General features: G+C 70.9%; 24 protein-coding genes. 15 read left to right on the forward strand and 9 right to left on the reverse strand.

The genetic code is table 11. The features are described 5' to 3' along the window. Positions 1-91 precede the first annotated feature (91 nt). Positions 92-1123 carry an adenosine deaminase gene (locus AB0I10_RS33970; protein ID WP_363156547.1) on the reverse strand — a complete coding sequence of 344 codons (1032 nt, stop codon included), beginning with the start codon at positions 1121-1123 and terminating at the stop codon, positions 92-94. Between the two features lie 147 nt (positions 1124-1270). Continuing rightward, positions 1271-1765 carry a gamma-glutamylcyclotransferase family protein gene (locus AB0I10_RS33975; protein WP_363156548.1) on the reverse strand — a complete coding sequence of 165 codons (495 nt, stop codon included), beginning with the start codon at positions 1763-1765 and terminating at the stop codon, positions 1271-1273. 285 nt (positions 1766-2050) lie between these two features. Between AB0I10_RS33975 and AB0I10_RS33980 the strand changes: the two genes are divergently transcribed. Then, positions 2051-2737, forward strand: coding sequence for an ElyC/SanA/YdcF family protein (locus AB0I10_RS33980; protein WP_363156550.1), 687 nt, complete (start codon positions 2051-2053; stop codon positions 2735-2737). A gap of 109 nt (positions 2738-2846) precedes the next feature. Here AB0I10_RS33980 and AB0I10_RS33985 read toward each other — a convergent pair whose 3' ends face one another. Further along, complete coding sequence (locus tag AB0I10_RS33985; protein ID WP_363156551.1) at positions 2847-4043, reverse strand: trypsin-like serine protease; 1197 nt, start codon at positions 4041-4043, stop codon at positions 2847-2849. Between the two features lie 56 nt (positions 4044-4099). Then, positions 4100-4483, reverse strand: a complete 384-nt coding sequence (cutA, locus tag AB0I10_RS33990) for a divalent-cation tolerance protein CutA (protein WP_363156552.1) — start codon at positions 4481-4483, stop codon at positions 4100-4102. 418 nt (positions 4484-4901) lie between these two features. Between cutA and AB0I10_RS33995 the strand changes: the two genes are divergently transcribed. Together AB0I10_RS33995 and AB0I10_RS34000 are read left to right on the forward strand one after the other, a co-directional pair. Continuing rightward, complete coding sequence (locus tag AB0I10_RS33995; RefSeq protein WP_363156553.1) at positions 4902-5267, forward strand: cupin; 366 nt, start codon at positions 4902-4904, stop codon at positions 5265-5267. A 150-nt stretch (positions 5268-5417) separates the two neighbouring features. After that, entirely contained in the window at positions 5418-6254 is an 837-nt protein-coding gene (locus AB0I10_RS34000) for a class I SAM-dependent methyltransferase (protein ID WP_363156554.1), read from the forward strand. A gap of 119 nt (positions 6255-6373) precedes the next feature. Here AB0I10_RS34000 and AB0I10_RS34005 read toward each other — a convergent pair whose 3' ends face one another. Further along, positions 6374-7162: a TSUP family transporter gene (locus AB0I10_RS34005; protein WP_363156555.1), complete on the reverse strand. Its 789-nt coding sequence runs from the start codon at positions 7160-7162 to the stop codon at positions 6374-6376. Between the two features lie 43 nt (positions 7163-7205). On the opposite strand from AB0I10_RS34005, the gene AB0I10_RS34010 reads away from it, so the two are divergent. Both AB0I10_RS34010 and AB0I10_RS34015 read left to right on the forward strand, forming a co-directional pair. Beyond that, positions 7206-8063 carry an aldo/keto reductase gene (locus AB0I10_RS34010; protein ID WP_363156556.1) on the forward strand — a complete coding sequence of 286 codons (858 nt, stop codon included), beginning with the start codon at positions 7206-7208 and terminating at the stop codon, positions 8061-8063. A 187-nt stretch (positions 8064-8250) separates the two neighbouring features. Then, positions 8251-10230: a glycoside hydrolase gene (locus AB0I10_RS34015; protein WP_363156557.1), complete on the forward strand. Its 1980-nt coding sequence runs from the start codon at positions 8251-8253 to the stop codon at positions 10228-10230. Positions 10231-10417: 187 nt separating this feature from the next. Here the strand turns inward: AB0I10_RS34015 and AB0I10_RS34020 are convergent, their stop codons facing one another. From AB0I10_RS34020 to AB0I10_RS34030, 3 genes are all read right to left on the reverse strand, one after another. Beyond that, positions 10418-11068 carry a response regulator transcription factor gene (locus AB0I10_RS34020; protein ID WP_363156558.1) on the reverse strand — a complete coding sequence of 217 codons (651 nt, stop codon included), beginning with the start codon at positions 11066-11068 and terminating at the stop codon, positions 10418-10420. 162 nt (positions 11069-11230) lie between these two features. Continuing rightward, complete coding sequence (locus AB0I10_RS34025) at positions 11231-12604, reverse strand: sensor domain-containing protein (RefSeq protein WP_363156559.1); 1374 nt, start codon at positions 12602-12604, stop codon at positions 11231-11233. Between the two features lie 14 nt (positions 12605-12618). Then, positions 12619-13098 (reverse strand): hypothetical protein, encoded by a 480-nt coding sequence (locus AB0I10_RS34030; protein WP_363156560.1) that lies wholly within the window; start codon positions 13096-13098, stop codon positions 12619-12621. Positions 13099-13310: 212 nt separating this feature from the next. Between AB0I10_RS34030 and AB0I10_RS34035 the strand changes: the two genes are divergently transcribed. From AB0I10_RS34035 to AB0I10_RS34065, 7 genes are all read left to right on the forward strand, one after another. Further along, on the forward strand, positions 13311-14711 hold the full coding sequence (locus tag AB0I10_RS34035; RefSeq protein ID WP_363156561.1) for an FAD-dependent oxidoreductase: 1401 nt from the start codon (positions 13311-13313) through the stop codon (positions 14709-14711). A gap of 2 nt (positions 14712-14713) precedes the next feature. Next, positions 14714-17344, forward strand: coding sequence for a nitrite reductase large subunit NirB (gene nirB, locus AB0I10_RS34040; RefSeq protein WP_363156562.1), 2631 nt, complete (start codon positions 14714-14716; stop codon positions 17342-17344). Next, positions 17344-17748, forward strand: a complete 405-nt coding sequence (gene nirD / locus AB0I10_RS34045) for a nitrite reductase small subunit NirD (RefSeq protein ID WP_363156563.1) — start codon at positions 17344-17346, stop codon at positions 17746-17748. Before nirB ends, nirD begins: the two co-directional genes overlap by 1 nt. Before the next feature lie 114 nt (positions 17749-17862). Beyond that, the gene (locus tag AB0I10_RS34050) at positions 17863-18357 is read left to right on the forward strand and encodes an SRPBCC family protein (protein ID WP_363156564.1); all 495 of its coding nucleotides are present in this window, start codon (positions 17863-17865) and stop codon (positions 18355-18357) included. Then, positions 18354-18728, forward strand: coding sequence for a metalloregulator ArsR/SmtB family transcription factor (locus AB0I10_RS34055; protein ID WP_363156566.1), 375 nt, complete (start codon positions 18354-18356; stop codon positions 18726-18728). Before AB0I10_RS34050 ends, AB0I10_RS34055 begins: the two co-directional genes overlap by 4 nt. 107 nt (positions 18729-18835) lie before the next feature. Beyond that, positions 18836-19777 (forward strand): oxidoreductase, encoded by a 942-nt coding sequence (locus AB0I10_RS34060; protein WP_363156567.1) that lies wholly within the window; start codon positions 18836-18838, stop codon positions 19775-19777. A gap of 87 nt (positions 19778-19864) precedes the next feature. After that, positions 19865-20587, forward strand: coding sequence for an RDD family protein (locus tag AB0I10_RS34065; RefSeq protein WP_363156568.1), 723 nt, complete (start codon positions 19865-19867; stop codon positions 20585-20587). Positions 20588-20644: 57 nt separating this feature from the next. Here AB0I10_RS34065 and AB0I10_RS34070 read toward each other — a convergent pair whose 3' ends face one another. Then, positions 20645-21118 (reverse strand): hypothetical protein, encoded by a 474-nt coding sequence (locus AB0I10_RS34070; protein ID WP_363156569.1) that lies wholly within the window; start codon positions 21116-21118, stop codon positions 20645-20647. A 490-nt stretch (positions 21119-21608) separates the two neighbouring features. Here AB0I10_RS34070 and AB0I10_RS34075 point away from each other — a divergent pair, with 490 nt between their 5' ends. From AB0I10_RS34075 to AB0I10_RS34085, 3 genes are all read left to right on the forward strand, one after another. After that, a complete protein-coding gene (locus tag AB0I10_RS34075) occupies positions 21609-23555 on the forward strand; it encodes an APC family permease (protein ID WP_363156570.1) in 1947 nt (648 codons plus the stop codon). 36 nt (positions 23556-23591) lie between these two features. After that, positions 23592-24410: a maleylpyruvate isomerase family mycothiol-dependent enzyme gene (locus AB0I10_RS34080; protein WP_363156571.1), complete on the forward strand. Its 819-nt coding sequence runs from the start codon at positions 23592-23594 to the stop codon at positions 24408-24410. A 96-nt stretch (positions 24411-24506) separates the two neighbouring features. After that, positions 24507-24869 carry a hypothetical protein gene (locus tag AB0I10_RS34085; RefSeq protein WP_363156572.1) on the forward strand — a complete coding sequence of 121 codons (363 nt, stop codon included), beginning with the start codon at positions 24507-24509 and terminating at the stop codon, positions 24867-24869. The last annotated feature ends 199 nt before the right edge of the window (positions 24870-25068 follow it).

Here is a 25068-nt window from a genome sequence, read left to right on the forward strand (position 1 = left end):
GTGCGGTGCAGTCCTAGACAGCTCCACCACACCGGAGGTCTTCGCCATGATCAAGCCCGGCAAGTGTCAACAACGCTCGTGATCAATACACCTAGTGCGAGTCGACCTCCTGCAGATACACGGCGCGCGTCGCCTCATCGAGGAAGGCGGCCAGGAACGAGTTGCGGGCCAGGGTGCGCAGCGTGTCCTCGTCGAGGCCGAGGGCATCGCGTACGGCGGTGAAGTTGTCGTCCGCGTAGCCGCCGAAGTAGGCGGGATCGTCGGAGTTGACGGTGACCAGCAGCCCGGCGTCCAGCATCGCGGGCAGCGGATGGTCGGCGAGGTCGTCGATGACCCGGAGGCGGACGTTCGACAGCGGGCAGACGGTGAGCGGGACCTGGTCCGCCACCAGCCGGGCCACCAGCGCCTCGTCCTCCATGGAGCGCACCCCGTGGTCGATCCGGTCCACGCCGAGGACGTCCAGCGCCTCCCAGACGTACGCGGGCGGGCCCTCCTCCCCCGCGTGCGCCACGCACTTGAGCCCGGCCTCCCTCGCCAGCGCGTAGACCTCCTTGAACTTCGACGGCGGGTGCCCGACCTCCGCCGAGTCCAGGCCGACGGCCGTGATCCGGTCCAGGTACGGGCGGGCCGCCTCGAAGGTCGCCAGGGCCGACTCGGCGCTCTCGTCGCGCAGGAAGCACATGATCAGTCGGGTGCTGATGCCGTACGTCTCCTGGGCGCCGTCGAGCGCGCGGGCCAGGCCGCGGATGACCGTGCCGATCGGGACGCCGCGCGCGGTGTGCGCCTGCGGGTCGAAGAAGATCTCGGCGTGCCGGACGCCCTGTTCCCGGGCGCGGGCGAGATAGGCGTCCGCGAGGTCGGCGAAGTCGTCCTCGGTGCGCAGCACGGCCATCAGCGCGTAGTAGAGGTTCAGGAACGACTGCAGGTCGGCGAAGGAGTAGGCGCGGCGCAGCGCGTCCTCGGTGGCGTACGGAAGGGTGACGCCGTTGCGCTCGGCGAGCGCGAACGCCAGCCCGGGCTCCAGGGTGCCCTCGATGTGGAGATGCAACTCGGCCTTGGGCAGCGGAGGCTTGGCGGCGGATGCGGCGGAGGCGGCAGAGGGGGACGAGGGGGTGGAAGGCACGCGGGTGACACCTGTTCTGCGGTACGGGAAGGGCTCTCGGTGAGGCGCTCCGTAGGGCTCTCAGTACGGGAGAGTGCCTCGTTTACGGGTGGGGCCTCCGTACGGGAGTGATGGGAGCGATGGGAGTGACGGGAGTGATCGTCCAGGTTAACCGGGCGCGTGGTCCGGGGCGGTGGGGGCGCCAGGTCCGACCGGGCGCCGGGACCGCGCGACCGCCGCGGCGTTCAGCCAGTCGCCGCCCTCTATAGGGGTGCCGGTGCCGCGCAGCCGGGCGGCCAGCGGGTCCGCCGCCAGGTAGACCCAGGCCCGTACGGTCCTGCCGTCCGGGCACACGGCCTCGGTGACCACCCGCTCGTAGACGTTCCCCGGGGCGCCGGGGGCGTAGCCCTCCAGGCGATCGAGCACCGCGCGCACCTCGTCGTAGTCGGCGTCCCGTGGCCGGACGAGGTCGCCGTGCACCACCGCGTCCGCGGGTCCGGCTATGGCGTACGGGTATCCGGGGCCGTCGTAGAGCAGTGCGCCGCCGATCCGGGCCGGCTCCTCGGCCGCGGTCCTGCCGCGCAGCGTCCAGCCGTAGTTGGCCTCGCCGGGGCGCAGTGTTCCGTACACGAAGAACGGCAGGCGCCCGTGCTCGGTGATCATGCGCGTGGGATCCTCTCCGGACGTTCCGGCCTGGCACGTTGCGGGGCGGGAGACGTGCTCGGGCGGGCCGGCTGTGCGGTGACGTTTGCCGCCCCACTGCAACCATGCCAGGTCCGCGGGCGTCGCAGCTGGCGAGATCGATCACAAGTACGAGCGCGGGTGCGAGTGCGAGTGGACGTAAGGGTTCGAGTGCGCGTACGGGTGCGCGTGCGCGTACAGGTGCGAGTGCGCGTACAGGTGCGAGACGAGCATGAGCGCGTGTAGGCGGGGCGGAGAGGGAGACGGATGCGAGGGCTGGTGCTGGGGCTGGTGCGGCGGATACGGCTGCCGCGGACCCGGCGGGGGTGGCGCCGCACATATCAGGCCGTCGTGGTGCTGACGGTGCTCGCGCTGGCTCCCGCGACATGGATGAACGCGATGGCGGGCCCACGCGTCCGTACCGTCGCGGACGCGCCCGCCGCGCCGGTCGCCGTCGTCTTCGGCGCGGGCCTGTGGAACGGCGAGCCGTCGCCGTATCTCGCGCACCGGCTGGACGCGGCCGCCGAGTTGTACGACCGGGGCACGGTCCGCGCGATCCTGGTCACCGGCGACAACAGCAGGCACGACTACGACGAACCGGACGCGATGCGCAGCTATCTGCTGCGGCACGGCGTCCCGGCCCGGAAGATCGTCAGCGACTACGCGGGCTTCGACACCTGGGACTCGTGCAGCCGTGCGCACCGGATCTTCGGTGTGGACCGTGCGGTGCTGGTCAGCCAGGGCTTTCACATCCGACGGGCGCTGGCGCTGTGCGAGGCGGCCGGAGTCGAGTCGTACGGGGTCGGGGTCGCCGCCCGGCACGATGTGACCTGGGCGTACGGCGGCGTTCGGGAGATCTTCGCGGCGGGGAAGGCGGCCGCGGACGCGCTGCTGCGGCCGGATCCGCACTTCCTCGGGCCGCACGAGAAGGGGCTGGCGGAGGCGCTGCGATAGCGCCTCCGCCAGCCCCTGGGATCACAACCCTGGGATCACGACCCCCTGATCACACCCTCTCCGGTCATTCCCTCTCCGATCACGCCCTCTCCGATCACGCCCTCTCCGGTCACGCCTGCGTCGCGCGGTCGTAGAGGGTGAAGATCGCCGCTCCGAAGTACGGGCTGTAGGAGATCCGGTCGCTCTGCGGGCCTTTCGGACCCCCGCCGTTGAGACCACCGATGAGGCCGATGACCCGGCCGGTCCTGGTCTGCTTGTTGAAGTGGGTCAGCCAGGGGCTGCCCGAGGTGCCGCCGTAGAACCCCCCGCATTCCATGCGCAGTTGGTGGGTTCCGGCCAGCCGGGTGGTGCGGGCGTCGCAGCGTACGGCCCGGTCCTGCCAGTCGTTACGGACGCTGGGGTAGCCGGTGACGGTGACCTTGTTGGTGTAACCGGGCGTGGCGGAAAGAACGTTGCCGCCGGTGACCGACTCGATCTGGCGGCCGAACTCGTCCGGCTCGACGGTGGCGAAGGCGAAGTCGAGGTCGGAAGCGGAGCCGGTGGTACCGCGGCCGGGGTACGAGAAGGTCTCGTTGATCGCCCACACCCCGTACGGCTGGGTGCCCGCGCCCGACCGGTACTGCGGGACGAAGGCGGCGTTCTCACCCAGGTCGCAGTGCCCAGCCGTGAGGATCAGATTGCGGTGCGGGCTGCTCACCACACTGGCGGTGCAGTGATGGGCCCGCGCGTCCCCGTCGAGGAAGAACAGCACACCGACGGTCGGGATGCCGTCGAAGTGGCGTGCGGTGGGGGCGAGTCGGGGGTTGGCGGCCTTGGCGGCGGGCGCGGACCAGGCCTTGGCGGACTGCGCGGCGCCATTCTTGGGCGGGGCGTCGTCCGGGAGCGGAGCGTCGTCCGGGAGCGGGGCGTCATCCCGGAGCGGGGCGTCATCCGGAGCCGGAGCGTCATCCGGGGCCGCGTCCACGTCCACGTCCACGTCCGCATCCGGGTCCGGGGCCGCGTCGGCCATCCGCCGGGGCGTCCAGTAGGCGGCGGCGTCACGGCTGGTCCAGGCAGCGCCGGAGTTGATGACGTCGGCTTGGATATTGGGCTTGGTTTGGCTGTTGGGCTTGCTTTGGCTGGTTGCCTTGGTCTGATTCGTGGCGCTGGAGGGGTCGGCGGGGTTCTTGGCATCAAGGCCAGAACTGGACGCGACGCCCACGGATGCCGTGCCCAGGCACAGCGTCAGGCCGAGCGCGGCTGCCGCCGTCCTTCTCCAAGAGCGCCGGGAGTGAGCCCGTCGCTCCGCATCAGATCGCTCAGCCACTTCGGTTCCCTTGGCTGCTTCAGGCCCCTCGGCCGCTTCAGGTCGCTTCCGCACGTTCAGCTCGCCTCCTTTGCGACCCAGGACAGATATCCGGCGCTACCGCGGGTGATCGGGGTGGCGATGATCTCGGGGGTGTCATAGTCGTGCGCTTCGAGGAGGTAGGCCGCCAGCGCCTCGTAACGCGCGGCCGCCGTCTTGAACAGCACCTGCCACTCCTGGCTGGTCTCGACGGCGCCTTCCCAGCGGAACACCGAGGTCACCGGCGCACTGACCTGCGCGCAGGCCGCGAACCTGCCCTCGATCGCACCGCGTGCCAGCCGCTCGGCCTTCTGCTCGCTGTCGGTGGTCGTCATGGCGGTCAGGAAACGGGCCGGCTCCCCGGGTTCGTCCGAGGGGTCGGACGGCTCGGGCGGTTCGTTCAGGGCTGTCGGGTCGGCCACGGTTTTGTGCACCCTTCGGGGACGGAAAAGGAGACGGAAAGAGGGATGGGGATGGGAGTGGGAATAGAGGCGGGGACAGAGATAGGGACTGGAGCTGGGACTGGGACTGGGACCGGAGCTGTCGGCAGGGTTCGGGAACGGCAACGGGAACGGGAACGGGATCGGGATCGGCCCGGCATACGGTCGATCGGTTCTGATCGCATCGCGTCGCATCGTACGGATGATGATGATCATCCCGGTAGTGACTGGCCCGCCCTGTCGTCGGCATGCACCCGGACGCCCCGATAGCTGCGTGTACGCCCGCCTCACACCAAAACGCCCCGGTTGCGCCCGCCCGGGCACCGGCAAGGATGGAGAAGAACAAGGACGGAGACGAGGAGGAGCCCCGCCGACGGTCCGCACCCGAAAGGCCCGCGCCATGGACAACCTGAACACTCTCACCCGGAATCAGATCGACGACGCCAGGGCCTCCGCGCACGGGCGCAGCGCCCATCTCTTTCTGCACGACGGCCCGCTGCGGCAGACCGTGATCGCGCTGACCGCGGGCTCCGCGCTGGACGAGCACAATTCACCGCCGGCGGCGAGCCTCCAGGTACTGCGGGGGCGGGTCCGGCTGACCGGGGTTGCCGGACAGGAAGAGTTGACCGCCGGTCAGGTCACCGCGCTCCCGCATGAGCGGCATGGGCTGTTGGCGGTCGAAGACTCGGCGGTGCTGCTGACGGCCGTCACGAAGGTGGCTCATCGGGCCCGCGGCGCGGCGCCCGTGGCGGCTGCCCGGGGCTGACCTGGACTGACCGGTGCCGACCCAGGCCGACCTGGGCCGACCTGGGCACCTCAGCCTCTCAGTCGAGCGGGACCGGCAGAGATTTCCTACCCGCGGGTTTTCTTTCTCTCGAATCTTCACATTATTCTGAATGTTCTGTACTCTCGAAGCATGACCAGTCTGAATCCGAAGGTGCACCCGAATCCGAAGGTGCATCTGACCGAGGAGAAGGAAACCCTTCTCGCCACGCTCTACGGCCGCGCGGTGGACAGCCGCTCGAAGAATCCGATCCTCGGCGACACCATGGCCGTGGACACCGTGCGGCGGCTCGACTACGACTTCAAGAAGCTGCACATGGGGCCCGGCGATTCGGCCGCAGTCGCGCTGCGGGCCCGGCAGTTGGATGTCTGGACGGCGCGTTTCCTCAGCGCACACGAGGACGCGGTGGTGGTGCACCTGGGCTGCGGCCTGGACTCCCGCGTCTACCGTCTGGACCCGGGGCCCGGGGTGCGGTGGTACGACATCGACTACCCAGAGGTCATAGAGCTGCGGCGGGAGCTCTATCCGGAGCGCGAGGGGTATACGACCATCCCCTCGTCCGTCACCGACCCCGCGTGGATAGCGCAGTTGCCGTCGGACCGACCGACGATCATCGTGGCCGAAGGGCTGCTGATGTATCTGACCGAGGAGGACGGGACAGCACTGCTGCGGCGATTGATAGCGCATGCGCCGAGCGGGGAGCTGGCCTTCGATGCCTTCAGCGCATTCGCCATCCGTACGCAGTGGATGAACCACGTCGTCAGAAGGGCCGGGGCGACACTGCACTGGGGCACGGACGCGGCGGGCGTGGCGCGGCTAAACCCGAAGCTGGAGATCGTCGAGAACATCAGCGCGCTGGAGATACCGGGGATGGAGAAGCTACCGGCGGCATACCGCGTGGCGGCTCGGGCGACGGCGCTGGTGCCAGGGGTGCGGGATATAGCGCGGATGTACAACTGCCGGTTCTGATCCGAGACCTGACTCTGATCCAAGATCTGACCCTGCCCCTGACCGAGACCTGACTCTGATCCGAGATCCGGTTCTGATCCGGTTCTGATCCGTTTTTGATGGGGGTGGATCAGGAGGGTTCAGACCGCCAGCCACTGGTCGTAGGCCAGTTTGCACAGGAGGGAGATGACCACGACGACCAGGACGCCGCGCACGAAGCCGACGCCGCGTTTCAGGGCCATTTTGGCGCCGACCATGCCGCCGACGAGGTTGAACAGTGCGAGCAGCGCGCCCAGTTGCCACAGCACGGTGCCCTGGATCGCGAACATCGTCAGGGCGCCGATGTTGGTGCAGACATTGATCACCTTGGCGGTGGCGGAGGACGTGACCAGGTCCATGTGCAGGACGGCGGCGAGCGCGATGATGAGGAAGGCGCCGGTCCCGGGGCCGATCAGGCCGTCATAGAAGCCGATGCCCAGGCCCGCGATGAGGATCGCCGCCAGTACCCGCTGGCGCGTGACAGGGCCCGAGGGTGCGGGGGCGGTCCCGAAGGCGGGGCGGAAGAGGACGAAGGCGAGCACCGCGACGAGTACGGCCATGATCAGCGGGCGCAGCACCTCGCTGTTGATTCCGGCCGCGAAGAACGCTCCGGCCAGCGATCCGACGAGCGCGGCAAGGCCGATGCGCAGAGCGGTCCGTAGATCGATGGGGGCTTTGCGGACGTAGGTGACGGCGGCCGCGGCGGTGCCGACGATGGCGGTGGACTTGTTGGTGCCCAGGACGTATGCGGGGGGAGTGTGCGGGAGTCCGACCAGCAGGGCGGGGAGCAGCAGGAGTCCGCCGCCGCCCACCACGGCATCGATCCAGCCTGCCGCGAGAGCGGCCAAGCAGAGGAGGGTCAGTGTGAAGAGATCTATGTGAGGGGGCACTGGGTGATCTTATGAAGGAGGTGCGGTCTACGCTCCGGTTTTCATGGACACTGAAACGCTCTTTCCGGTCGGTGGAAATCTGCCGGTACGGCGGTTGGGGTTCGGGACCGGCGGGCTCGTCGGCGCCGGATACTGGGGGCCTCGGCACGACGATCCGCAGCACTCCGTCGCGCTGCTCCGCCGCGCCGTGGAGCGCGGGGCCACGCTGATCGACACCGCCGACAACTACGGCCCCGATGTGGCCGAGGAGTTGGTGGCGCGCGCCCTGCATCCGTATCCGGACGGACTGGTGATCGCGACGAAGGGCGGGGTGGTCCGTACAGGGCCCGACGTCTGGCATATCGCGGGGCGGCCGGAGCGGCTGCGGTCGATGTGCGAGGCGAGTCTGCGTCGGCTGCGTACAGAGACGATCGACCTCTACCAGCTGCACCGGTTCGATCCGGAGGTGCCGATGGCCGAGCAGCTGGGTGCACTGACTGAGCTGCAACAGGCAGGGAAGATCCGGCACATCGGGCTGGACACCATCGGTGTAGAGGAGCTGACGCGGGCGCTGGAGATCGCCCCGATCGCGTCCGTACAGAATCGCTACAACCTGCTGGACCGTGGTTCCGAGGAGCTGTTGGAGCTGTGCGAGAGGCGGGGCACGGCGTTTCTGCCGTGGTTCCCGCTTGGCAACGGCACGCTGACGGGCGGCGCCGGCGAGGTGCTGGCCGAGGTCGCCGACGGGCACGGCGCGACCACCGGGCAGATCGCGCTGGCCTGGCTGCTGCACCGCTCCCCCGTGCTGCTGCCCACGCCCGGTACGAGCTCGCCCGCTCACCTGGACGAGAACCTCGACGCGGCGCGGATCGCACTCACGGAGGAGGACATGGCACGGCTGGACACCGTGCGGGACCAATGAGTACGCACGTCTGGGCGGACCGGACCGCGGCCCGCGTCGGCCCCGGGCCGGGCCGTCTCTTAGAAGGTTCTTAGGCAGAGCCCGTATCCACATCACCATGGAATCCACGATCACGACCGGGGTTACTTCCGGGGGCCGTTACGAGGGCCGTTTCGGGGGCCGTTACGGGGGTGCACCGGGTGGCCGCGTGCGGCGCCACCGTGGCACCCGGGCACTGGCCGCCTCCCTCGCCCTCACGGCCACCGCTTTCGGCGTCGCCGGATGCGACAGCGCGTCTGCCGGGACCGTCCAGGGGCGCCGCCTCGAACTGCCCGTCACCGGCGGCACGGCCGTCATCGACACCGCCTCGCTGGGGGTGACCGCGCGTACCGGTGACGGGAAGAAGCTGGTGCTGTCCGACCCCGCGGCCGGTGACCTCGGCGAGCCGGGGCCGGTGACCAGCACGGCCGCCGGGGCGCGCTGGAGCTATCCCGCCAAGGGGCTGAGCGTGACGGCCCGTTCGGACCACGGGCGGCTGCGGATCGCTCTGCGGTCCGACCGCGACGGCTCCCTCAGCTGGCCGGTGACCGGCACCGATACCGCCGCCTCCGCCGTCCAGCTCCCGCGCGGCCAGGGCCTGGACATCCCCGTACGGGACGCCTTCTGGAACTCGGAGAAGGGCGGGCTGGCCGGCAGCACGGTCGATATGGGAGCCGAACTGTCCCTGCCCCTGTGGGGCTACTCCCTCAGCGGATCAGGGGCTTCCGGAAGCCGGCACGGCGTCAGCTATCTCACCCCCACCGACCTCGGCACCTCCCTGCGCTTCGCCTCCACCGGCGGCCGGCTGCGCGCCACGGCCGCCCACGCCTTCGACGCCGGCGAGGGCACCCGTACATACTCCGTCTCCTTCGCCCTCACCGACGGCAACCCGGTCGCCCCCGCCGCGGACTACCGCTCCTACCTCTCCCAGACGGGCCAACTCGGCAGCCTCCGCGAGAAGATCAGGAAGAACCCGGCCAACGGCAGGCTGCTCGGTGCCTTCCACGCCTACGTCTGGGGCGATGCGCGCACCGCGTCCGGTGTCGCCAAGCTGAAACGGCTCGGCGTGGACCGGATGTGGCTCGGTTACGACTCCGGTCCCGGCCCCATGGACGCCTCGGCGGCACGCGCCGCCAAGAAGGCGGGCTACCTCGTCGGCCCCTACGACTCGTTCGCCAACGGCCAGGACCCGAAGAGCGCCGACAGCCCCACCTCCGCCTGGCCCGGCCGCGTCTACCCCGACTTCTGTGTCCGGAAGGCGGACGGCACACCGCAGACCGGGTTCGGCGGGCGCGGCTGCTATCTCAGCTCGCGCGCCTTCGAGAAGGCCGAGCCGACGAAGCACTATCTGGCCGACCGCACCCGCTCGATGGTCGCCAACGGGGCGGACAGTTACTTCCTTGACGTCGATGCGACCGGTGAGCTGTTCCGCGACCATGGCACCGGTCATGAGATGACCAAGGCGGGCGACCGCCAGAGCCGGCTCGCCCGGATGCGGCGGCTGGCCGAGAACCTCGTCCTCGGCTCGGAGACCGCCCAGCCCTGGGCCAACCAGGTGCTGGCCTTCGACCACGGGGCGGGCACCCCGGTCGCCGACGGCCTGTGGAAGCTGGAGCGCGACAAGCAGAACTGGGGCGGCTACTACCCGCAGAACGCCCCCAAGGCGTTCTTCAAGCCGGTGCGGCTGCCCGCCGATCTGGTCACGGCCATGTACGACCCGAAGTACCGCGTCCCCCTCTACGAGACGGCGCTGCACAGCTCACTGGTCAACGCCGAGCGCTGGGAGCTGTCGTACGAGAAACTGCCGGCCCAGAAGACCACCCGCGCGCTGCTCGCGATGCTCTACAACACCCCTCTCAACTATGTTCTCGACGGCCCGACGCTGACGAAGAACGGTCCCGAACTCGCCGCGCTCCAGAAGTACTTCGCGCCCCTGCACCGTGTCGCGGGCACCGAGCGGATGACCTCCTTCCGGTGGCTGACCGGCGACCGGACCGTCCAGCGCACAGCCTTCGGCGACGGCGCGCTGACCGTCACCGCCAACTTCGGCAGCGAGGCGTACGACGGCCTGCCGGGCGGCTGTGTCGACGCGAAGCTGCGTACCGACGCACAGCCGCGCCGCCTGTGCCCGGCGGAGGTGACCCGTTGACGGGTTGAGACGGGTTAAGACGGGTTAAGACGGCTTGAGACGGGTTGAGAGGCTGATGGGTTGAGAGGCTGTCGGGCTGTCGGGCTGACCATTCGGCGGTGTGGGGTTCACCGTCACGCCGCCGGATGGCTGTACCGCTGGTGCGGAGCTCTCTCCGCGCTGGGCGGCTGAGGGCAGTCTCAGCGATCTACCTCTCGCTCTCCAGATACCGCAGCACCGCCAATACCCGCCGATGCCCCGTCCCGGACGGCAGCAGACCGAGCTTGCCGAAGATATTCGCGATGTGTTTCTCGACCGCCCGCTCCGAGACGGTCAGCGCCGCCGCGATGGAGGAGTTGGTACGGCCCTGTGCCATCAACGACAGCACCTCGCGCTCGCGCGGGGTGAGGGAATCCAGCGCCCTGGCCCGGCGGCTCGCGCCGAACAGCTGGGAGACCACGTCCGGGTCCAGCGCGGTGCCACCGGCCGCGATCCGCTCCAGCGCGTCCACGAACTCCCCGATGTCCACCACCCGTTCCTTGAGGAGATAGCCGACCCCCGCGAACCCGTCGCCGAACAGCCGGTCCGCGTATTTCGTCTCCACGTACTGGGAGAAGATCAGCACGCCGGTGCCGGGATGGTCGCGGCGCAGCTCGACGGCGGCGCGCAGCCCCTCGTCGGTGTGGCCCGGCGGCAGCCGGATGTCCACCACGGCGGCGTCCGGCCGGTGTTCCGCGACGGCGGCCAGCAGCGCCTCGGCGTCCCCGACGGCCGCCGCCACCTCCACCCCGCGCAGCTCCAGGAGTTGGACGAGTCCGTCGCGCAGGATCGCGGAGTCCTCGGCGATGACGACTCGCATGGTCCCTGCCTCTGCTCGTGAAGTCCGTGGGGTTGGTTGCGTTTTTGTGGGATTGATGTGGTTGGTGGGGTTGATGGGGTTCATGTGGTTGGTGGGGTTGATGGGGCCACAGGGTTCGTGGGGTTGGTTCGTGGGGTTCGTGGGTTCGTAGCGCTCGTGAGGTCAGTGGGACGGGTACGGGAGCCGGACGGCGACCACCGTAGGCCCTCCGTCCGGGCTGTCGCAGGTCAGCGTCCCGTCGACGGTGCGGATTCGGGCCCGCAGACCGGTCAGCCCGCTGCCCGCGCCGACCTTCGCCCCGCCGCGCCCGTCGTCCCGTACGGACAACGAGAGGGCGGTCGGCGGCCCGGCGTCGGTGCGCACCTCGGCATCGTCGGTGCGCACGGCAACACCCTCGGTGCGCACCTCGATATCCACGCGCGCCGCGCCGCTGTGCTTGACGGCATTGGCGAGCAGCTCGGCGGCACAGAAGTAGGCGATGGACTCCAGGGCGGGGGACGGGCGTTGGCGGATGTCGGCGCCGAGCCCGACGGGCAGCGGCGCATCGGCGGCGAGGGTGGCCAGCGCGGATTCCAGGCCCTGGTCGAGGACGGGCGGGTGGATGCCTCGGACGAGATGGCGCAGATCGACGACGGCTTGTTTGGCGTTGCCCTGTGCGGTCTCCACGACCTTGAGCAACTGGTCCCGGCCGGCGTCCTTGGTGATCAGTTCACGGATGAGTGTGAGATGCATGCCCAGCCCGACGAGCCGGGCCTGGGTGCCGTCGTGCAGATCCCGTTCGATGCGGCGGAGCGTGGCGGCGGCATCGTCGACGGCGTGTGCGCGGGTTTCCTCCAAGGTGCGGATACGGGCATCCGTGGCGTTCGGCCCGAGCAGTGCGCGCAGCAGCATCCGGTGCGGGGCGCCTGCCCGGCGTACCAGCCACGGCGCGAGCAGGAGGAGTAGCGCTCCGGCGGCGACCACCACCAGCCAGCGCGGCCAGGTGTCGAGCTGGACGCCGTGGATCTGCAGCGACACCTGGTGGACGGAACCGTCGTGGCGGCGGAGTGTGACGTAGTTCCAGTGCCGCAGTACGGGGTGGGCGACGGCCAGCAGACCGTATACATAGCCGACGAGGACGGCGAGCAGCGGCGGAACGGCCGTCAGCGGCGCGAGCAGCACACAGCCGACGGCCCGCCAGCCGGCCCGGTCGCCGAGCACCGCCCGCCGCCAGCCGAACGCGCCGGGCCCTCTGCGCCGCGCCGCCGGCTCTATGGCCTCTCCCAACAGGGCCTGGGCCAGGGCACGTTGGAGATCACCGAGGGCCAGCGCGCCCCGTACGGTGAGTGCGATCAGCCAGGGGCCGAGGGCCGTCCACGACAGCACCGCCCCCACCGCGAGCCCCGTCGGCACCAGCACCGCGCCCAGCAGCGCGAGCGGCGCGGCGAGCAGCGTGTGGAGTACCGCGGCCAGATGACGGGGCGCGAAGGCGAAGCCCCTCCAGCCCCTGAGCGCCCTCAGACCCTGGAACTCCCTCAGCCCCTGTAACTCCGTCAAGCCCCGGATCCCCTTCAGGCCCCGGAGCCCCATGCGCCACCCGGTGTGAACCCGGTCCGCGGACCGCGGCCGCCGCCCGCGTCAGGGTGCCGTGACAGCCAGAATCCGCGGCCCACCGCCCACAGCAGCAGCCCGGCCACCACCGGACCGCCGAACATGATCACGAGGCCGCCCCCGATGTTGGCGCCGATCACCCCCGCGGTCACCACCCGCCATCCGTAGCCGATCATCAGCCCGGCCACGATCAGCGGTCCCAGCACCTGCCACCTGCGAGGTTCGAAGGTCCCACGGCGCGAGGCACGGGCCAGCAGCACCACGGCGGCGCCCGCGAGCAGCAGGGCGACGACGCCCATCGTCGTGTCCAGGCCCGCCGGGATGTCCGGGGGCGTGACGATGTAGTCGAGCTCGGACGGCGGCAGGCCCTGATCGTCGTACTGCCCCAGCAGACCCCATGCGGCGACCGGTACAGCGGCGGCCAGAACTGCGGCGGCCACCGTGGGTGTCTTGTGTGTCCTGTGTGTTCGCGTGCTCAGGCGCATGCGCCTATGGTGGCTGCCCCGGCCGCCGGCCGCATGAGTACGCATACTCACCGGTACTCATCGCGCCCCGGCCTCACACTCCGGCCACCACGTCGCTGAGCGCAGCGTTCCGCGCGGGAAACAGTGGGGATGCGGGCGGGTAACAGCCGGGACGCAGGCTGACGTGCATGACTTCGACAACGCGCGTGGTGGTGATCGGCGGCGGGATGGCCGGTGCCCGGCTCGCCCGCCAGCTGACCGCCGCCCCGGCCGGTGCCGGCGCCGCCGTGGATGCCGCTGTCACCGTCACCGTCATCGGCGAGGAGCCGCACCCGCCCTACAACCGTGTACTGCTCGCCGAGGTCCTCGCGGGCCGCTACGCGCCGGAGGTCATCGCGCTGCCCGCGCCCGGCAGCGGAGTGCGCCGGCTGAGCGGCGTACGGGCGGTACGTATCGACCGGGACGCGCGGCGGGTGCTGTGCGACGACGGGCAGGACGTCCCGTACGACATCCTCGTGCTGGCCACCGGGGCCAACCCCGTGCTGCCCCCGCTCCGCGGCCTCTTCACACCCGGCCGCGGTGATCTTCCGGACGGCGTGCACCCCTTCCGCACCATGGACGACTGCCGGGCGCTGGCCGCCGCCGCGCGTCCCGGCGCACCGGTCGTGGTGATCGGCGGCGGGCTGCTCGGCGTCTCCGCGGCCCGCGCGCTGGCCGGGCGCGGCGCCCAGGTCGTCCTCGCCCACCAGGGCGAGCACCTCATGGAGCGCCACCTCGATACGGATGCCGCGGCGCTGCTCGGCAAGCACATGGCCGCGCTCGGCATCGAGGTGCACACCGAGTGCCGCGTACGGGGAATCGAAACCGGCCCGCAGAAGCCGGCACCGGAGTCGGCGGAGGCATCACCCGCCGCCCCCGCCACCCGCGCCGTGCGCGCCGTGGAGCTCGCCGACGGCTTCCGTCTCGATGCCGAGCTGGTGGTCCTCGCCTGCGGCGTCCGGCCGCGCACCGGGCTCGCCCAGGCCGCCGGTCTGGACGTCGGCCGCGGCATCCGCGTCGACGACACCCTGCGCACCAGCGATCCGCGCATCTTCGCCATCGGCGACTGCGCCGAGCACAACGGCACGGTCTACGGCCTGGCGGGCGCCGCCCAGGAACAGGCCGATGTACTCGCCCGCGTACTGACCGAAGCGCCGTCCGGGCCGGCCACGCCCGCGGCGCCCCGCACCGCCCCGTATACGGGCACCCGCGCCCTGACCCGCCTGACCCTGGCCTCCCAGGAGGCCCCCGTAACGGCACCCTCCACCGGGACCACCGCTCCCACCGGCCCCACGAATCACCCCTCATTCCCCTTCGACCTCGCCGCCTTCGGCGAGACCACCCCGCTCCCCGGCGACGACGTCGTCCGCCTCTCCGACGCCACCCGGACGTCCTATCGCAAGGTCGTCGTGCGCGGAGACCGGCTGGTCGGCGGCATCCTCCTCGGCGATCTCGGCACTGTCGGCGCGCTCGCCCGCACCTGGGAGGGCGACGAGCCGCTCCCCGCAGCACCGCTGCTCCACCTGCTCACCACCGACGGAGGCTTCTGATCATGGCCGCAGCCGCCACACCGCACCCCGACACCACCCCGGGCGCCACCGCCGCCCGCCCCACCATCGTGCTCGTAGGACACGGCATGGTCGGCCAGCGCTTCCTTGAGGAGCTCGCCGACCGCGGCGTCACCGAGCGCGCGCGGGTGGTCGTGCTCTGCGAGGAACCGCGTCCGGCCTACGACCGCGTTCAGCTGACGTCGTACTTCGCCGGCCGCACCCCCGACGACCTGAGCCTCACCGAGTCCGGCTTCATGGCCCGGCACGGCATCGAACTGCACCTGGGCGACCCGGCCACCGCGATCGACCGCGACACCCGCACGGTGACCGCGCGCTCCGGCCTGACCGTCCGCTACGACAGCCTGGTGCTGGCCACCGGCTCGTACCCGTTCGTACCGCCGGTTCCCGGCAAGGACAGCGCGGGCTGCTTCGTCTACCGCACCATCGAGGACCTGCTCGCCATCGAGGAGTACGCCAAGAACTCCGGCACCGGCGTGGTCGTCGGCGGCGGACTGCTCGGCCTGGAGGCGGCCGGCGCGCTCAAGGGGCTCGGGCTCCAGACCCACATCGTGGAGTTCAACCCGCGGCTGATGGCCCTCCAGGTCGACGAGGGCGGCGGCAGCGCGCTGCGCCGTACCGTCGAGGAGATGGGCCTCGACGTGCACACCGGCGTCGGCGGCAAGGAGATCGTCGCGGGCGACGACGGCGCGGTCACCGCCATGGACCTCTCCGACGGCTCGCGGATCGACACCGACCTGGTCATCTTCTCCGCCGGTGTCCGCCCCCGCGACCAGCTCGCCCGGGACTGCGGTCTGGCGGTCGGCGAGCGGGGCGGTATCACCATCGACGAGCAGTGCCGGACCAGCGACCCCGCCGTCTACGCGATCGGCGAATGCGCGCTGGCGAGCGACGGCCGGGTCTACGGCCTGGTCGCACCGGGCTACGACATGGCCCGCACGGCCGCCGACACCATCGCCGGACAGGAGAGCAGCTTCACCGGCGCCGATCTGTCCACCAAGCTCAAGCTGCTCGGCGTGGACGTCGCCTCCTTCGGCGATGCGCACGGCACCACCGACGGCTGCCTCGACGTCGTCTACGCGGACTCCCGCAGCGGCGTCTACAAGAAGCTGGTCATCGGCTCGGAGGGCGAGCTGCTGGGCGGTGTGCTGGTCGGCGACGCCGAGGCATACGGGATGCTGCGCCCGCTGACCGGCAGCGTGCCGCCGCTGGCGCCGGAGCTGCTGGTGCTGCCCGCCGGGGCCGGCGCGCCGCCCGCCCTCGGCCCGTCCGCCCTGCCGGATGACGCGGTGATCTGCAACTGCCACAACGTCACCAAGGGCGCGATCCGCTCCGCGGTCACCGAGCACTCCTGCGGCACCGTGCCCGAGGTCAAGAAGTGCACCAAGGCCGGCACCGGCTGCGGCTCCTGCGTCAAGGCGCTGACCAGCCTGGTCAACGACGAGCTGGAGGCGAGCGGCGTCACCGTCGACAAGGGCCTGTGCGGCTGTTTCCCGCACACCCGCGCCGAGCTCTACGAGATCGTCCGTACGCTGCGGCTGACCACCTTCGCCGAGCTGCTGGACTCGCACGGCCGCCCGGAGGCCAGGGACGGCGACGGCTGCGAGATCTGCAAGCCCACCGTCGGCTCGATCATCGCCTCCCTCGCGCCCGCGGTCGGCGCCGACGGCTATGTCCTCGACGGTGAGCAGGCCGCCCTCCAGGACACCAACGACCACTTCCTCGCCAACCTCCAGCGCAATGGCTCGTACTCGATCGTGCCGCGTATCCCCGGCGGTGAGATCACCCCGGAGAAGCTGATCGTCATCGGTGAGGTGGCCCGCGACTTCGGCCTCTACACCAAGATCACCGGAGGCCAGCGGATCGACCTGTTCGGCGCCCGCGTCGACCAGCTCCCGCAGGTCTGGGCCCGGCTCGTGGACGCCGGCTTCGAGTCGGGGCATGCGTACGGCAAGGCGCTGCGCACCGTGAAGTCCTGCGTCGGGCAGACCTGGTGCAGATACGGCGTCCAGGACTCCGTCCGGATGGCCATCGACCTGGAGCTGCGCTACCGGGGGCTCAGGTCCCCGCACAAGCTGAAGTCCGCGGTCTCCGGCTGTGCCCGTGAATGCGCGGAGGCACGCGGCAAGGACTTCGGCGTCATCGCCACGTCGAACGGCTGGAACCTGTACGTCGGCGGCAACGGCGGCGCCGACCCGCGGCACGCCGACCTGCTCGCCCAGGACCTGTCCGACGACGAACTGATCCGCCTCATCGACCGGTTCCTGATGTTCTACATCCGCACCGCCGACCGCCTGGAGCGCACCTCCGCCTGGCTGGAGCGGATCGAGGGCGGCCTCGACCACGTACGCGATGTCATCGTCCATGACTCGCTGGGGCTGTGCGACGAGCTGGAGGCCCTGATGGCCGCGCATGTCCTGCACTACCGCGACGAATGGGCCGAGACGCTCGCCGACCCCGACCGGCTGGCCCGCTTCGTCTCCTTCGTCAATGCGCCCAACGCCCCGGACCCGTCGGTCCAGTTCGTGCCGGAGCGCGACCAGGTCAAGCCGGACCTGACGCTGCTGGCCGGCCCGACCCTGCCCGTTCGCACCCTGGAAGGGACCTCCGTCTGATGACCACCGCACTGACCCCTGATGCCGCGGCGGGCTCCCCTACGGGGGCCCCGGACGCCACCACCACGGTCGAGATCTTCGGCCCGCAGGGCTGGTTCGCGGTCTGCGCATTGGGGGACCTCACCCCGGGGCGCGGCGTCGCCGCCCTGCTCCCGGACGGCGAACAGGTCGCGCTGTTCCTCGACCGCGCCGGCCGTGCGTACGCGATCGGCAACCGCGATCCGTTCACCGGCGCGTATGTCCTCTCCCGCGGCCTGACCGGTTCCACCGCCGACCGCCCGTTCGTGGCGTCTCCGCTGCTCAAGCAGCGTTTCGACCTGACGACCGGGGAGTGCCTGGACGATTCGTCGGTGTCGGTCCGGGCGTATCAGGTACGGGTGCGGAGTGAGCGGCAGGACGGCTGACCCGCACCGACCCGCAACCTGTTGGTTGCGGGTCCTGCCGCGACGTGCAACCATTGAGTAGCACGTAAAGGACGGCCGGACCGACGGCCGGACCGGGCAGCGGGAGGTTCACCCATGAGCGGCAACAGCAGCGCCAGCAGCAGCGGAAACGACCCCGGCAAGGACCGCATCGAACGGGAGATCAGCATCGCCGCGCCCGTGGAACGGGTCTGGGCGGTGCTCACGGAGCCGGAGCATGTCGGCTCGTGGTTCGGCCAGGGCGAGCCGACCCCGGTCGACCTGCGGCCGGGCGGCATCATGCACCTCGACCACGGCGAGTGGGGCCGGTTCCCGACCACGATCGTGACGGTCGATCCGCCGCGCCACTTCTCCTACCGGTGGGCCAGCGCGTTCCCCGGGGAGGTGGCGGTCGAGGGCAACTCCACCCTGGTCGAGTTCACCCTCACCCCGGAGGGCGAGGGCACCCGGCTGCGCGTGGTGGAGACCGGATTCGCCGGCCTCGCCATCCCCGAGGAGAGGATGAAGGGCGCCTCGTACGAGAGCCACTCCGAGGGCTGGTCCGGCCAGGTAGAGAACATCCGGCAGTACGCGGAGCGGCTGGCGGCATGACGTCGGAGACAGGCGCGGGGGCGGGCGCCGGCGCGGACGCCGTGGCGGAGGTGTTGTCCGCGCTGGCGGACCCGACCCGCCGCCGGATACTCGACGCCCTCGCCGCGCACGGCGAGGCGACCGCCACGGTCCTGGCGGCGGAGCTGCCGGTCAGCCGCCAGGCGATCGTCAAACACCTGGGGGTCCTCGACCGGGCCGGCCTCGTCGCCGGCCACCGGGAGGGCCGCGAAGCGCGCTACCGGGTCATACCCCAGCGACTCGGCGTCACCGCCCGGTGGATGGACCGGGTCGCGGCCGATTGGGACACCCGACTCACGGCCATCAAACGGCTGGCGGAGGGGGAGGCGCATCCGGGAGACCCGGAGAACTGACCATCGACCGGCCACCGGCAGACCACTACCGGACCACTGCCGGACCACTGCTGGAATCGCGACCCCCCGGGGATACCCTGGCTTTCCCCCCACGGAGGAGTGCAGGCGTGACCCGGTGGAACACCAGCCACATCCCCGACCAGACCGGCCGTTCGGCGGTCATCACGGGCGCGAACAGCGGCATCGGCTATGTCACCGCGCGCGAACTGGCGCGTCGCGGCGCCCGTGTGCTGCTGGCCTGCCGCAATGAGGCGCGCGGCGTCGCCGCCCTGGGCCGGCTGCGCTCCGAAGTCCCCACCGCCGAGGCCGAGTTCCGGCAGCTCGACCTGGCCGACCTGTCGTCCGTACGGGACTTCGCCGCGGCCCTCGACGACTTCGACGGTGACCGTCTCGACCTGCTCATCAACAACGCGGGCGTGATGGCGCTGCCGTACCGCACCACCACCGATGGCTTCGAGATGCAGTTCGGCACCAACCACCTCGGGCACTTCGCGCTGACCGGGCTGCTGCTGCCCAAGCTCCTCGCCACCCCCGGGGCGCGCGTCGTCACCGTCTCCAGCATGATGCACGCCATCGCCGACGTCGATCTCGAAGACCTCAACAGCGTGCGCAAATACGGGCGTTGGATGGCCTATGGCCGGTCGAAGAGCGCCAATCTGCTCTTCGTCCACGAGCTGTCCCGGCGGCTGGCCGCGGCCGGCTCGCAGGTCGTCGCGGCCGCCTCGCATCCCGGCTACGCCGCCACGAATCTGCAGACCACGGGCGCCCGGATGGAGGGCCGACGGTCCGCCGAACGGGTCATGGAAATCGGCAACCGCCTGATCGCCCAGTCCGCGGAGGGCGGTGCGCTGGGCACCCTCTGCGCGGCCACCGCCCCGCACATGAAGCCGGACTCCTTCATCGGCCCTCGCAACGGGCTGCGCGGCGCCCCGGCCTCGTCCCTGCGCGCGCCCTGGACGAAGAACGACTCGGTCTCCGAGCGACTGTGGACGGCCTCGGAACAACTCACCGGCGTCCCTTACGACTTCTCCCTGCCCGCTACGCCCTGACCTGCGGCTGACATCCCTGACCTGCGGCTGACACCCCGGGCATGCGCCGTGGAAGAATCCGCCCCTGCCGTGGAAGGATCCGTACCCATGTACGACCAATCCTTCCCGCAGCAGCCGCAGCAGCAGAACCAGCAGCCGTACGGGCAGCCGCCGCAGCACCCGTATCAGCAGCAGCCGTACCAGCAGCCGACGCATCAGCAGGCTCCGCCCGCCCAGCAGCAGTACGGGCAGCAGCACCCGCAGCAGCAGTACGGCGGGCAACAGGGGCATCCGCAGCAGCAGTACGGCGGACAACAGGGGCACCCGCAGCACCCGCACCAACAGCAGCCGCCCGCCCCGTATCAGCAGCAGCCGTCTCCGCAGGGGGCAGCTGCTGTGGCGCGTATCCCCGAACCGGCCGACGCGCGCCGGATCGGTGCGGTCTTCGTCGACAGCCTGCTGGCTCTGACCGCCGCCTTCATCGCCATGCGCGTCACCGACGGCGCCGATCTGCCCTTCTCCAAGGGCATATCCGCCATCGCCGGCGCCTGCTTCGGGATCTCCTTCCTCAACCACGTCGTCCTGACCCGTATCTCGGGCGCGAGCATCGGCAAGTTCGCCACCCGCACCCGAGTCATCTACGAAAAGACCGGCACCCGCCCCCGTCTGACCCGGCTGTTCAAGCGTTGGCTGGGCGGCTACCTCTTCATCGCGATCTGGATGCTCGCCGCGGTCTTCGGCTGGGCCGACGAAGGGCCCGACGACTTCTGCGGCGTCCGCCTCGTCCGCTACCGCGATCTGCGGGCGTTCGCCGCGGCACAGGGCAGGTAAGGAGGGGGCAGCCGGCGGCCATGGGGCACGGGGCGCTCCGGGGATCGGCGGGGCCGGCTACTCCCGCGCTTCCAGCCCGGACGCCTCGAACACCGCCCGCGCCCCGTCATGATCGATGCGGTCGGCCAGCGCCTGGAGGGGGGCCGCGCCGCAGCGGAGCAGGCCGCAGCCCCGGGACCGGCATACGCCCTGGTCGAGCTGGTGCCACAGCATCGGGTTCGCGGTGAGGACCTTGGGGTCCAGTTCGACGCGGCCGCCCACGGCGTCGCGGAAAACCAGGCGCGGGGCCATCCCGTCGCTGCGGCGGACGAGAACGAGCAGATCCGTACGGACCCGGCGAGTACGCAGCAGGCCGCGGGAGACCAGCCAGTGCCCGCCGGCCGTCACCCGTGGCGGGTAGAGGATCGCGAAGAGCACCAGCGCGACGGCCGTCCAGCAGAGAAAACGCCACGGGACGAGGGTCCGGTTGGCGATGTCGACGAGCAGCATGAGGGCGAGCAGTACGGCCGAGCACCAGAGCGCGGCGCGCATCTCGGGCGCCCACGTCCGGTCGTGGGCCAACCCGCGGACACGCACAGGCGGTGAGGGAACCGCTGACCGTACTCCCCCCACGCGCCCGAACCTCGCCCTTCCCGCCTCTCCCCCACAGCCCCCACCCTCCCCGTCATCCCCGTCATCCGTCGTGAATTCGGGCCCCAGGCCTCGTCGCCGTCCCATATAGCCGACGCTAGGGCGGCGCGGCCCGGGCTTAGGAGGTGTTTACACGGCGCTGACACCGGCCCCAGGAACCTTGACGTACCGCTAACGCGCCCTTGACGTGTACGCCGAAAAGTCGCCACTCCATGGGTCAGAACCGGCCGCGGCGCCCCCGGCGTCGGCATACGGGCCATCACCACCGCGTCAAGAACGCGTGAAGAACCCCGCGCCGCCCGCCAAGAGCCCGCCAAGGCCGGGAGCCGACGGCTTACCCGCGCCGCAGGCTGGGCTGGTCCCACACGGTGCCGCACGGAGGTACGACGAGATGTCAATGGTGTCCCGACCCGCACACCGGCCCGAGGAACCTCCGGATCCGGCCACCGACGCCACGGCCACACAGCCGGCCGGTCCCGAGGCCTCCGGTACGGCTCCCGAGCCCGACGCCCGCCACCGCCTCACCGCCCTCCAGGGCCTGGCCGCCCTCTCCCTCGACGCGATGGCCTCCGTGGCGTACGGCCCCGAGGCGATCGTGCTGGTCCTGGCCGCCGCGGGCGCCCACGGGCTCGGCTTCACCCTCCCCGTCACACTGGCCATCGCCGCACTGCTCGCCGTACTGGTCGCGTCCTACCGCCAGGTGATCGCCGCCTTCCCCAATGGGGGAGGTTCCTACGCGGTGGCCAAAACCCATCTGGGCCACCGCACCGCCCTGGTGGCCGCCGCCTCCCTCGTCCTCGACTACGTCCTCAACGTCGCGGTCTCCGTGACGGCCGGCGTAGCGGCCCTGACCAGCGCCTTCCCCTCCCTCTACGGCGACCGCCTGTGGATCTGCCTGGCCGTACTGGTCCTCGTCACGGCCGTCAACCTGCGCGGCATCGTCGACTCCGCCAAGGCGTTCATCGTCCCCACCGCCGTCTTCATCGGCGCGATCCTGACGATGATCGTCGTCGGCCTGTTCCGGGACGCGCCGGCCTCCACCGTCACCGCCGACGGCCACGCCTCCGTCCTCGCCCACAACGCCACCGCCGTCGGCGCTCTGCTCCTCCTCAAGGCGTTCGCGTCCGGCTGTTCGGCGCTGACCGGTGTTGAGGCGGTCGCCAACGCGGTACCGGCCTTCCGCGCCCCGGCCGCCAAGCGCGCGCAGCGAACCGAAGTCGCACTGGGCGCGCTCCTCGGCATCATGCTCATCGGCCTCTCGGTCCTCATCGGCCGCTTCCACCTCCAGCCGGTCGACGGCGTCACCGTCCTCGCCCAGCTGGCGGACGCGTCACTCGGCCACAACTCGGCCTTCTACGTGGTCCAGTTCGCCACCATGGTCCTGCTGGCCCTCGCCGCCAACACCTCTTTCGGCGGCCTGCCGGTCCTGATGAGCCTGCTCGCCCGCGACAACTACCTGCCGCACGTCTTCGCCCTGAAGGCGGACCGCCAGGTCCACCGCCACGGCGTACTGGCCCTCGCCGCCGTCGCCGCGGCCCTCCTCCTCTTCTCCGGCGGCGACGTCAACACCCTCGTCCCGCTCTTCGCCATCGGCGTCTTCGTCGGCTTCACCATCTGCCAGGTGGGCATGGTCCGCCACTGGCGCGCCGAGCGCTCCACGGGCTGGCGCGGCAAGACTCTGCTGAACGGTTTCGGCGCCCTGCTCACCGGCGTCTCGGCCATCGTCGTCACCGCCACGAAGTTCACCGAAGGCGCCTGGCTCATCGTCATCGCACTCCCCGCCCTCGTCCTCGCCTTCGAGGCCGTCCACCGCGCCTACGCCCGGATCGGCGAGCGCCTGGGCCTGGGCCGCATCCCCGAGCCGCCGCGCCGCGCCCACTCCCTCGTCATCGTCCCCGTCTCCCACCTCTCCCGCCTGACCTGCGAGGCGCTCAACGCGGCGGTATCCCTGGGCAACCAGGTCATCGCGGTCACCGTCACCCACGACGCCCCCGAGGACCGCCGGGCCATAGAGTCGCTGAGACGCGACTGGGAACTCTGGAACCCGGGCGTGGAACTGCTGGAACTCCCCTCCACCACGCGCTCTATAGGGCCGCCGATAGCCGCGTACATCCGGGACCTGACGACCCGCCGTGACGCTGACGGCTCCCCCGTGAGCTCCGGAGCTCCCCCCAGCATCCGCGTCACCGTCCTGATCCCGGAGGTGGAACCCGCCCACCTCTGGCAGCGACTGCTCCAGAACCAGCGCGGCGCGGTCGTCGCCCACGCGGTCCGCCGCGACACGGACGCGGTCATCTGCCGGCTGCGCTTCCGCCTGGAGGCGACCCGCACGTTGTAGCGGCTGATTGTCAGTGGTCCGCCGTAACGTGGCGTCATGACTCGTCAGCTGACCTACGAGGACCACTGCGCGGAAATCATCACGCAGTCCCACCGGTTGAGAACCCTCATCAATGACGCCGGGGGCGCGGAGGGCGCGGACCTGACGACGCCCGTGCCCTCCTGCCCCGGCTGGAACGTGGGCCAGCTCGTACGGCATCTCGGCGGCACGCAGCGCTGGGCCGAAACCATCGTCCGCACCCGAGCACCCCAGCCCCCACCCGACGACGACTTCCGCGACCTGTCCCCGTACGCCGACGAGGACCCCGCCGTACTCGAACCCTGGCTGGCCGAGAGCGCCGCGCAACTGGCCGACACACTGCGCGCCGCCGGGCCGGACGCACAGATGTGGACCCCGCTCCCCGGCCATGGCGGAACCGCCCGCTTCTTCGCCCGCCGCATGGCCCACGAGACGCTCATCCACCGGGCCGACGCCGCCCTGGCCGTCGGCGCCGACTTCACCGTCGACGAGTCCGTGGCCATCGACGCCCTCGACGAATGGATGGAACTCGGCGCGCTACCGCAGATGTTCGACTTCCATCCCGAGAGACGCGAACTGCTCGGCCCCGACCGCACCCTCCACTTCCACGCCACCGACACCCCACCCGAGGCAGCCGCGGAATGGCTGGTCGACCTCACCGGCGACACCATCACCTGGCGCCGCGCCCACGAAAAGGCCACCGTCGCCGTCCGCGGCCCCCTGACCGACCTCCTGCTCCTCGTCTACCGGCGCCGCCCCGTCACCAGCACGGACCTCGAAATCCTCGGCGACAGCACGCTGCTCAACTTCTGGCTGGAGCGGGTGGGCTTCGGGTGATCCGCCCGGGGCCGGGGCGACCGAAGGGTGGAGGCTGAGGCGTGCGTACACCCCGGATCCTGGCCCCCGTGGGCCCCGCGCCGTACCGTCGGCCCGGTGAACGCAGGCAAGAAGATCACCGAGAAGCTGTCCGACGAGGCCCTGCGCACGGCCACCGGCCGCGACTGGAAGCAGTGGTTCACGATCCTCGACACGGCGGACGCCACCACCCTCACCCACACCGCCATCGCCCGCCTGCTCGTCGAGTCCCACGGGGTGGACGGCTGGTACGCCCAGTCCATCACCGTCGGCTACGAGCAGGAACGTGGCCTGCGCGTGGTCGGCCAGTCCAGCACGGGCGAATTCCGCGCCGGCGTCAGCCATACGATCGACGCCCCGGCCGCAGAGCTCTTCGCGGCCTTTGACGACCCCGGCCTGCGCCATCGCTGGCTCCCCGGCGACGGCCTCACCGAGGACTGACCGGCCCACGGCCGTCGATCGACGCCCTGAAGGTACGTGGCAGGCTGTCAGTGCCACCCAGTAAGCTCCCACTTGAGCATAGCTCTAAGTAACCATCACGAGCGCGGGGGGCGTTGTGGCAGGCGCGGGCGGGTTCCAGACCGATGTGGAGTCTCTGAAGTCTGAGGGCACCAACTTTGTGAAGTTGGGTGGGGATTTC

It is taken from the genome of Streptomyces sp. NPDC050636, assembly GCF_040654775.1.
Taxonomy (GTDB): Bacteria; Actinomycetota; Actinomycetes; order Streptomycetales; family Streptomycetaceae; genus Streptomyces.

Excerpts from the sequence above, each read along its gene's own strand:
- AB0I10_RS33975 (WP_363156548.1), bottom strand. The coding sequence starts at position 1,765 with ATGATCACCGAGCACGGGCGCCTGCCGTTCTTCGTGTACGGAACACTG.
- AB0I10_RS33980 (WP_363156550.1), top strand. The coding sequence starts at position 2,051 with ATGCGAGGGCTGGTGCTGGGGCTGGTGCGGCGGATACGGCTGCCGCGG.
- AB0I10_RS33995 (WP_363156553.1), top strand. The coding sequence starts at position 4,902 with ATGGACAACCTGAACACTCTCACCCGGAATCAGATCGACGACGCCAGG.
- AB0I10_RS34000 (WP_363156554.1), top strand. The coding sequence starts at position 5,418 with ATGACCAGTCTGAATCCGAAGGTGCACCCGAATCCGAAGGTGCATCTG.
- AB0I10_RS34010 (WP_363156556.1), top strand. The coding sequence starts at position 7,206 with ATGGACACTGAAACGCTCTTTCCGGTCGGTGGAAATCTGCCGGTACGG.
- AB0I10_RS34020 (WP_363156558.1), bottom strand. The coding sequence starts at position 11,068 with ATGCGAGTCGTCATCGCCGAGGACTCCGCGATCCTGCGCGACGGACTC.
- AB0I10_RS34035 (WP_363156561.1), top strand. The coding sequence starts at position 13,311 with ATGACTTCGACAACGCGCGTGGTGGTGATCGGCGGCGGGATGGCCGGT.
- nirB (WP_363156562.1), top strand. The coding sequence starts at position 14,714 with ATGGCCGCAGCCGCCACACCGCACCCCGACACCACCCCGGGCGCCACC.
- nirD (WP_363156563.1), top strand. The coding sequence starts at position 17,344 with ATGACCACCGCACTGACCCCTGATGCCGCGGCGGGCTCCCCTACGGGG.
- AB0I10_RS34050 (WP_363156564.1), top strand. The coding sequence starts at position 17,863 with ATGAGCGGCAACAGCAGCGCCAGCAGCAGCGGAAACGACCCCGGCAAG.
- AB0I10_RS34055 (WP_363156566.1), top strand. The coding sequence starts at position 18,354 with ATGACGTCGGAGACAGGCGCGGGGGCGGGCGCCGGCGCGGACGCCGTG.
- AB0I10_RS34065 (WP_363156568.1), top strand. The coding sequence starts at position 19,865 with ATGTACGACCAATCCTTCCCGCAGCAGCCGCAGCAGCAGAACCAGCAG.
- AB0I10_RS34070 (WP_363156569.1), bottom strand. The coding sequence starts at position 21,118 with ATGCGCGCCGCGCTCTGGTGCTCGGCCGTACTGCTCGCCCTCATGCTG.
- AB0I10_RS34075 (WP_363156570.1), top strand. The coding sequence starts at position 21,609 with ATGTCAATGGTGTCCCGACCCGCACACCGGCCCGAGGAACCTCCGGAT.
- AB0I10_RS34080 (WP_363156571.1), top strand. The coding sequence starts at position 23,592 with ATGACTCGTCAGCTGACCTACGAGGACCACTGCGCGGAAATCATCACG.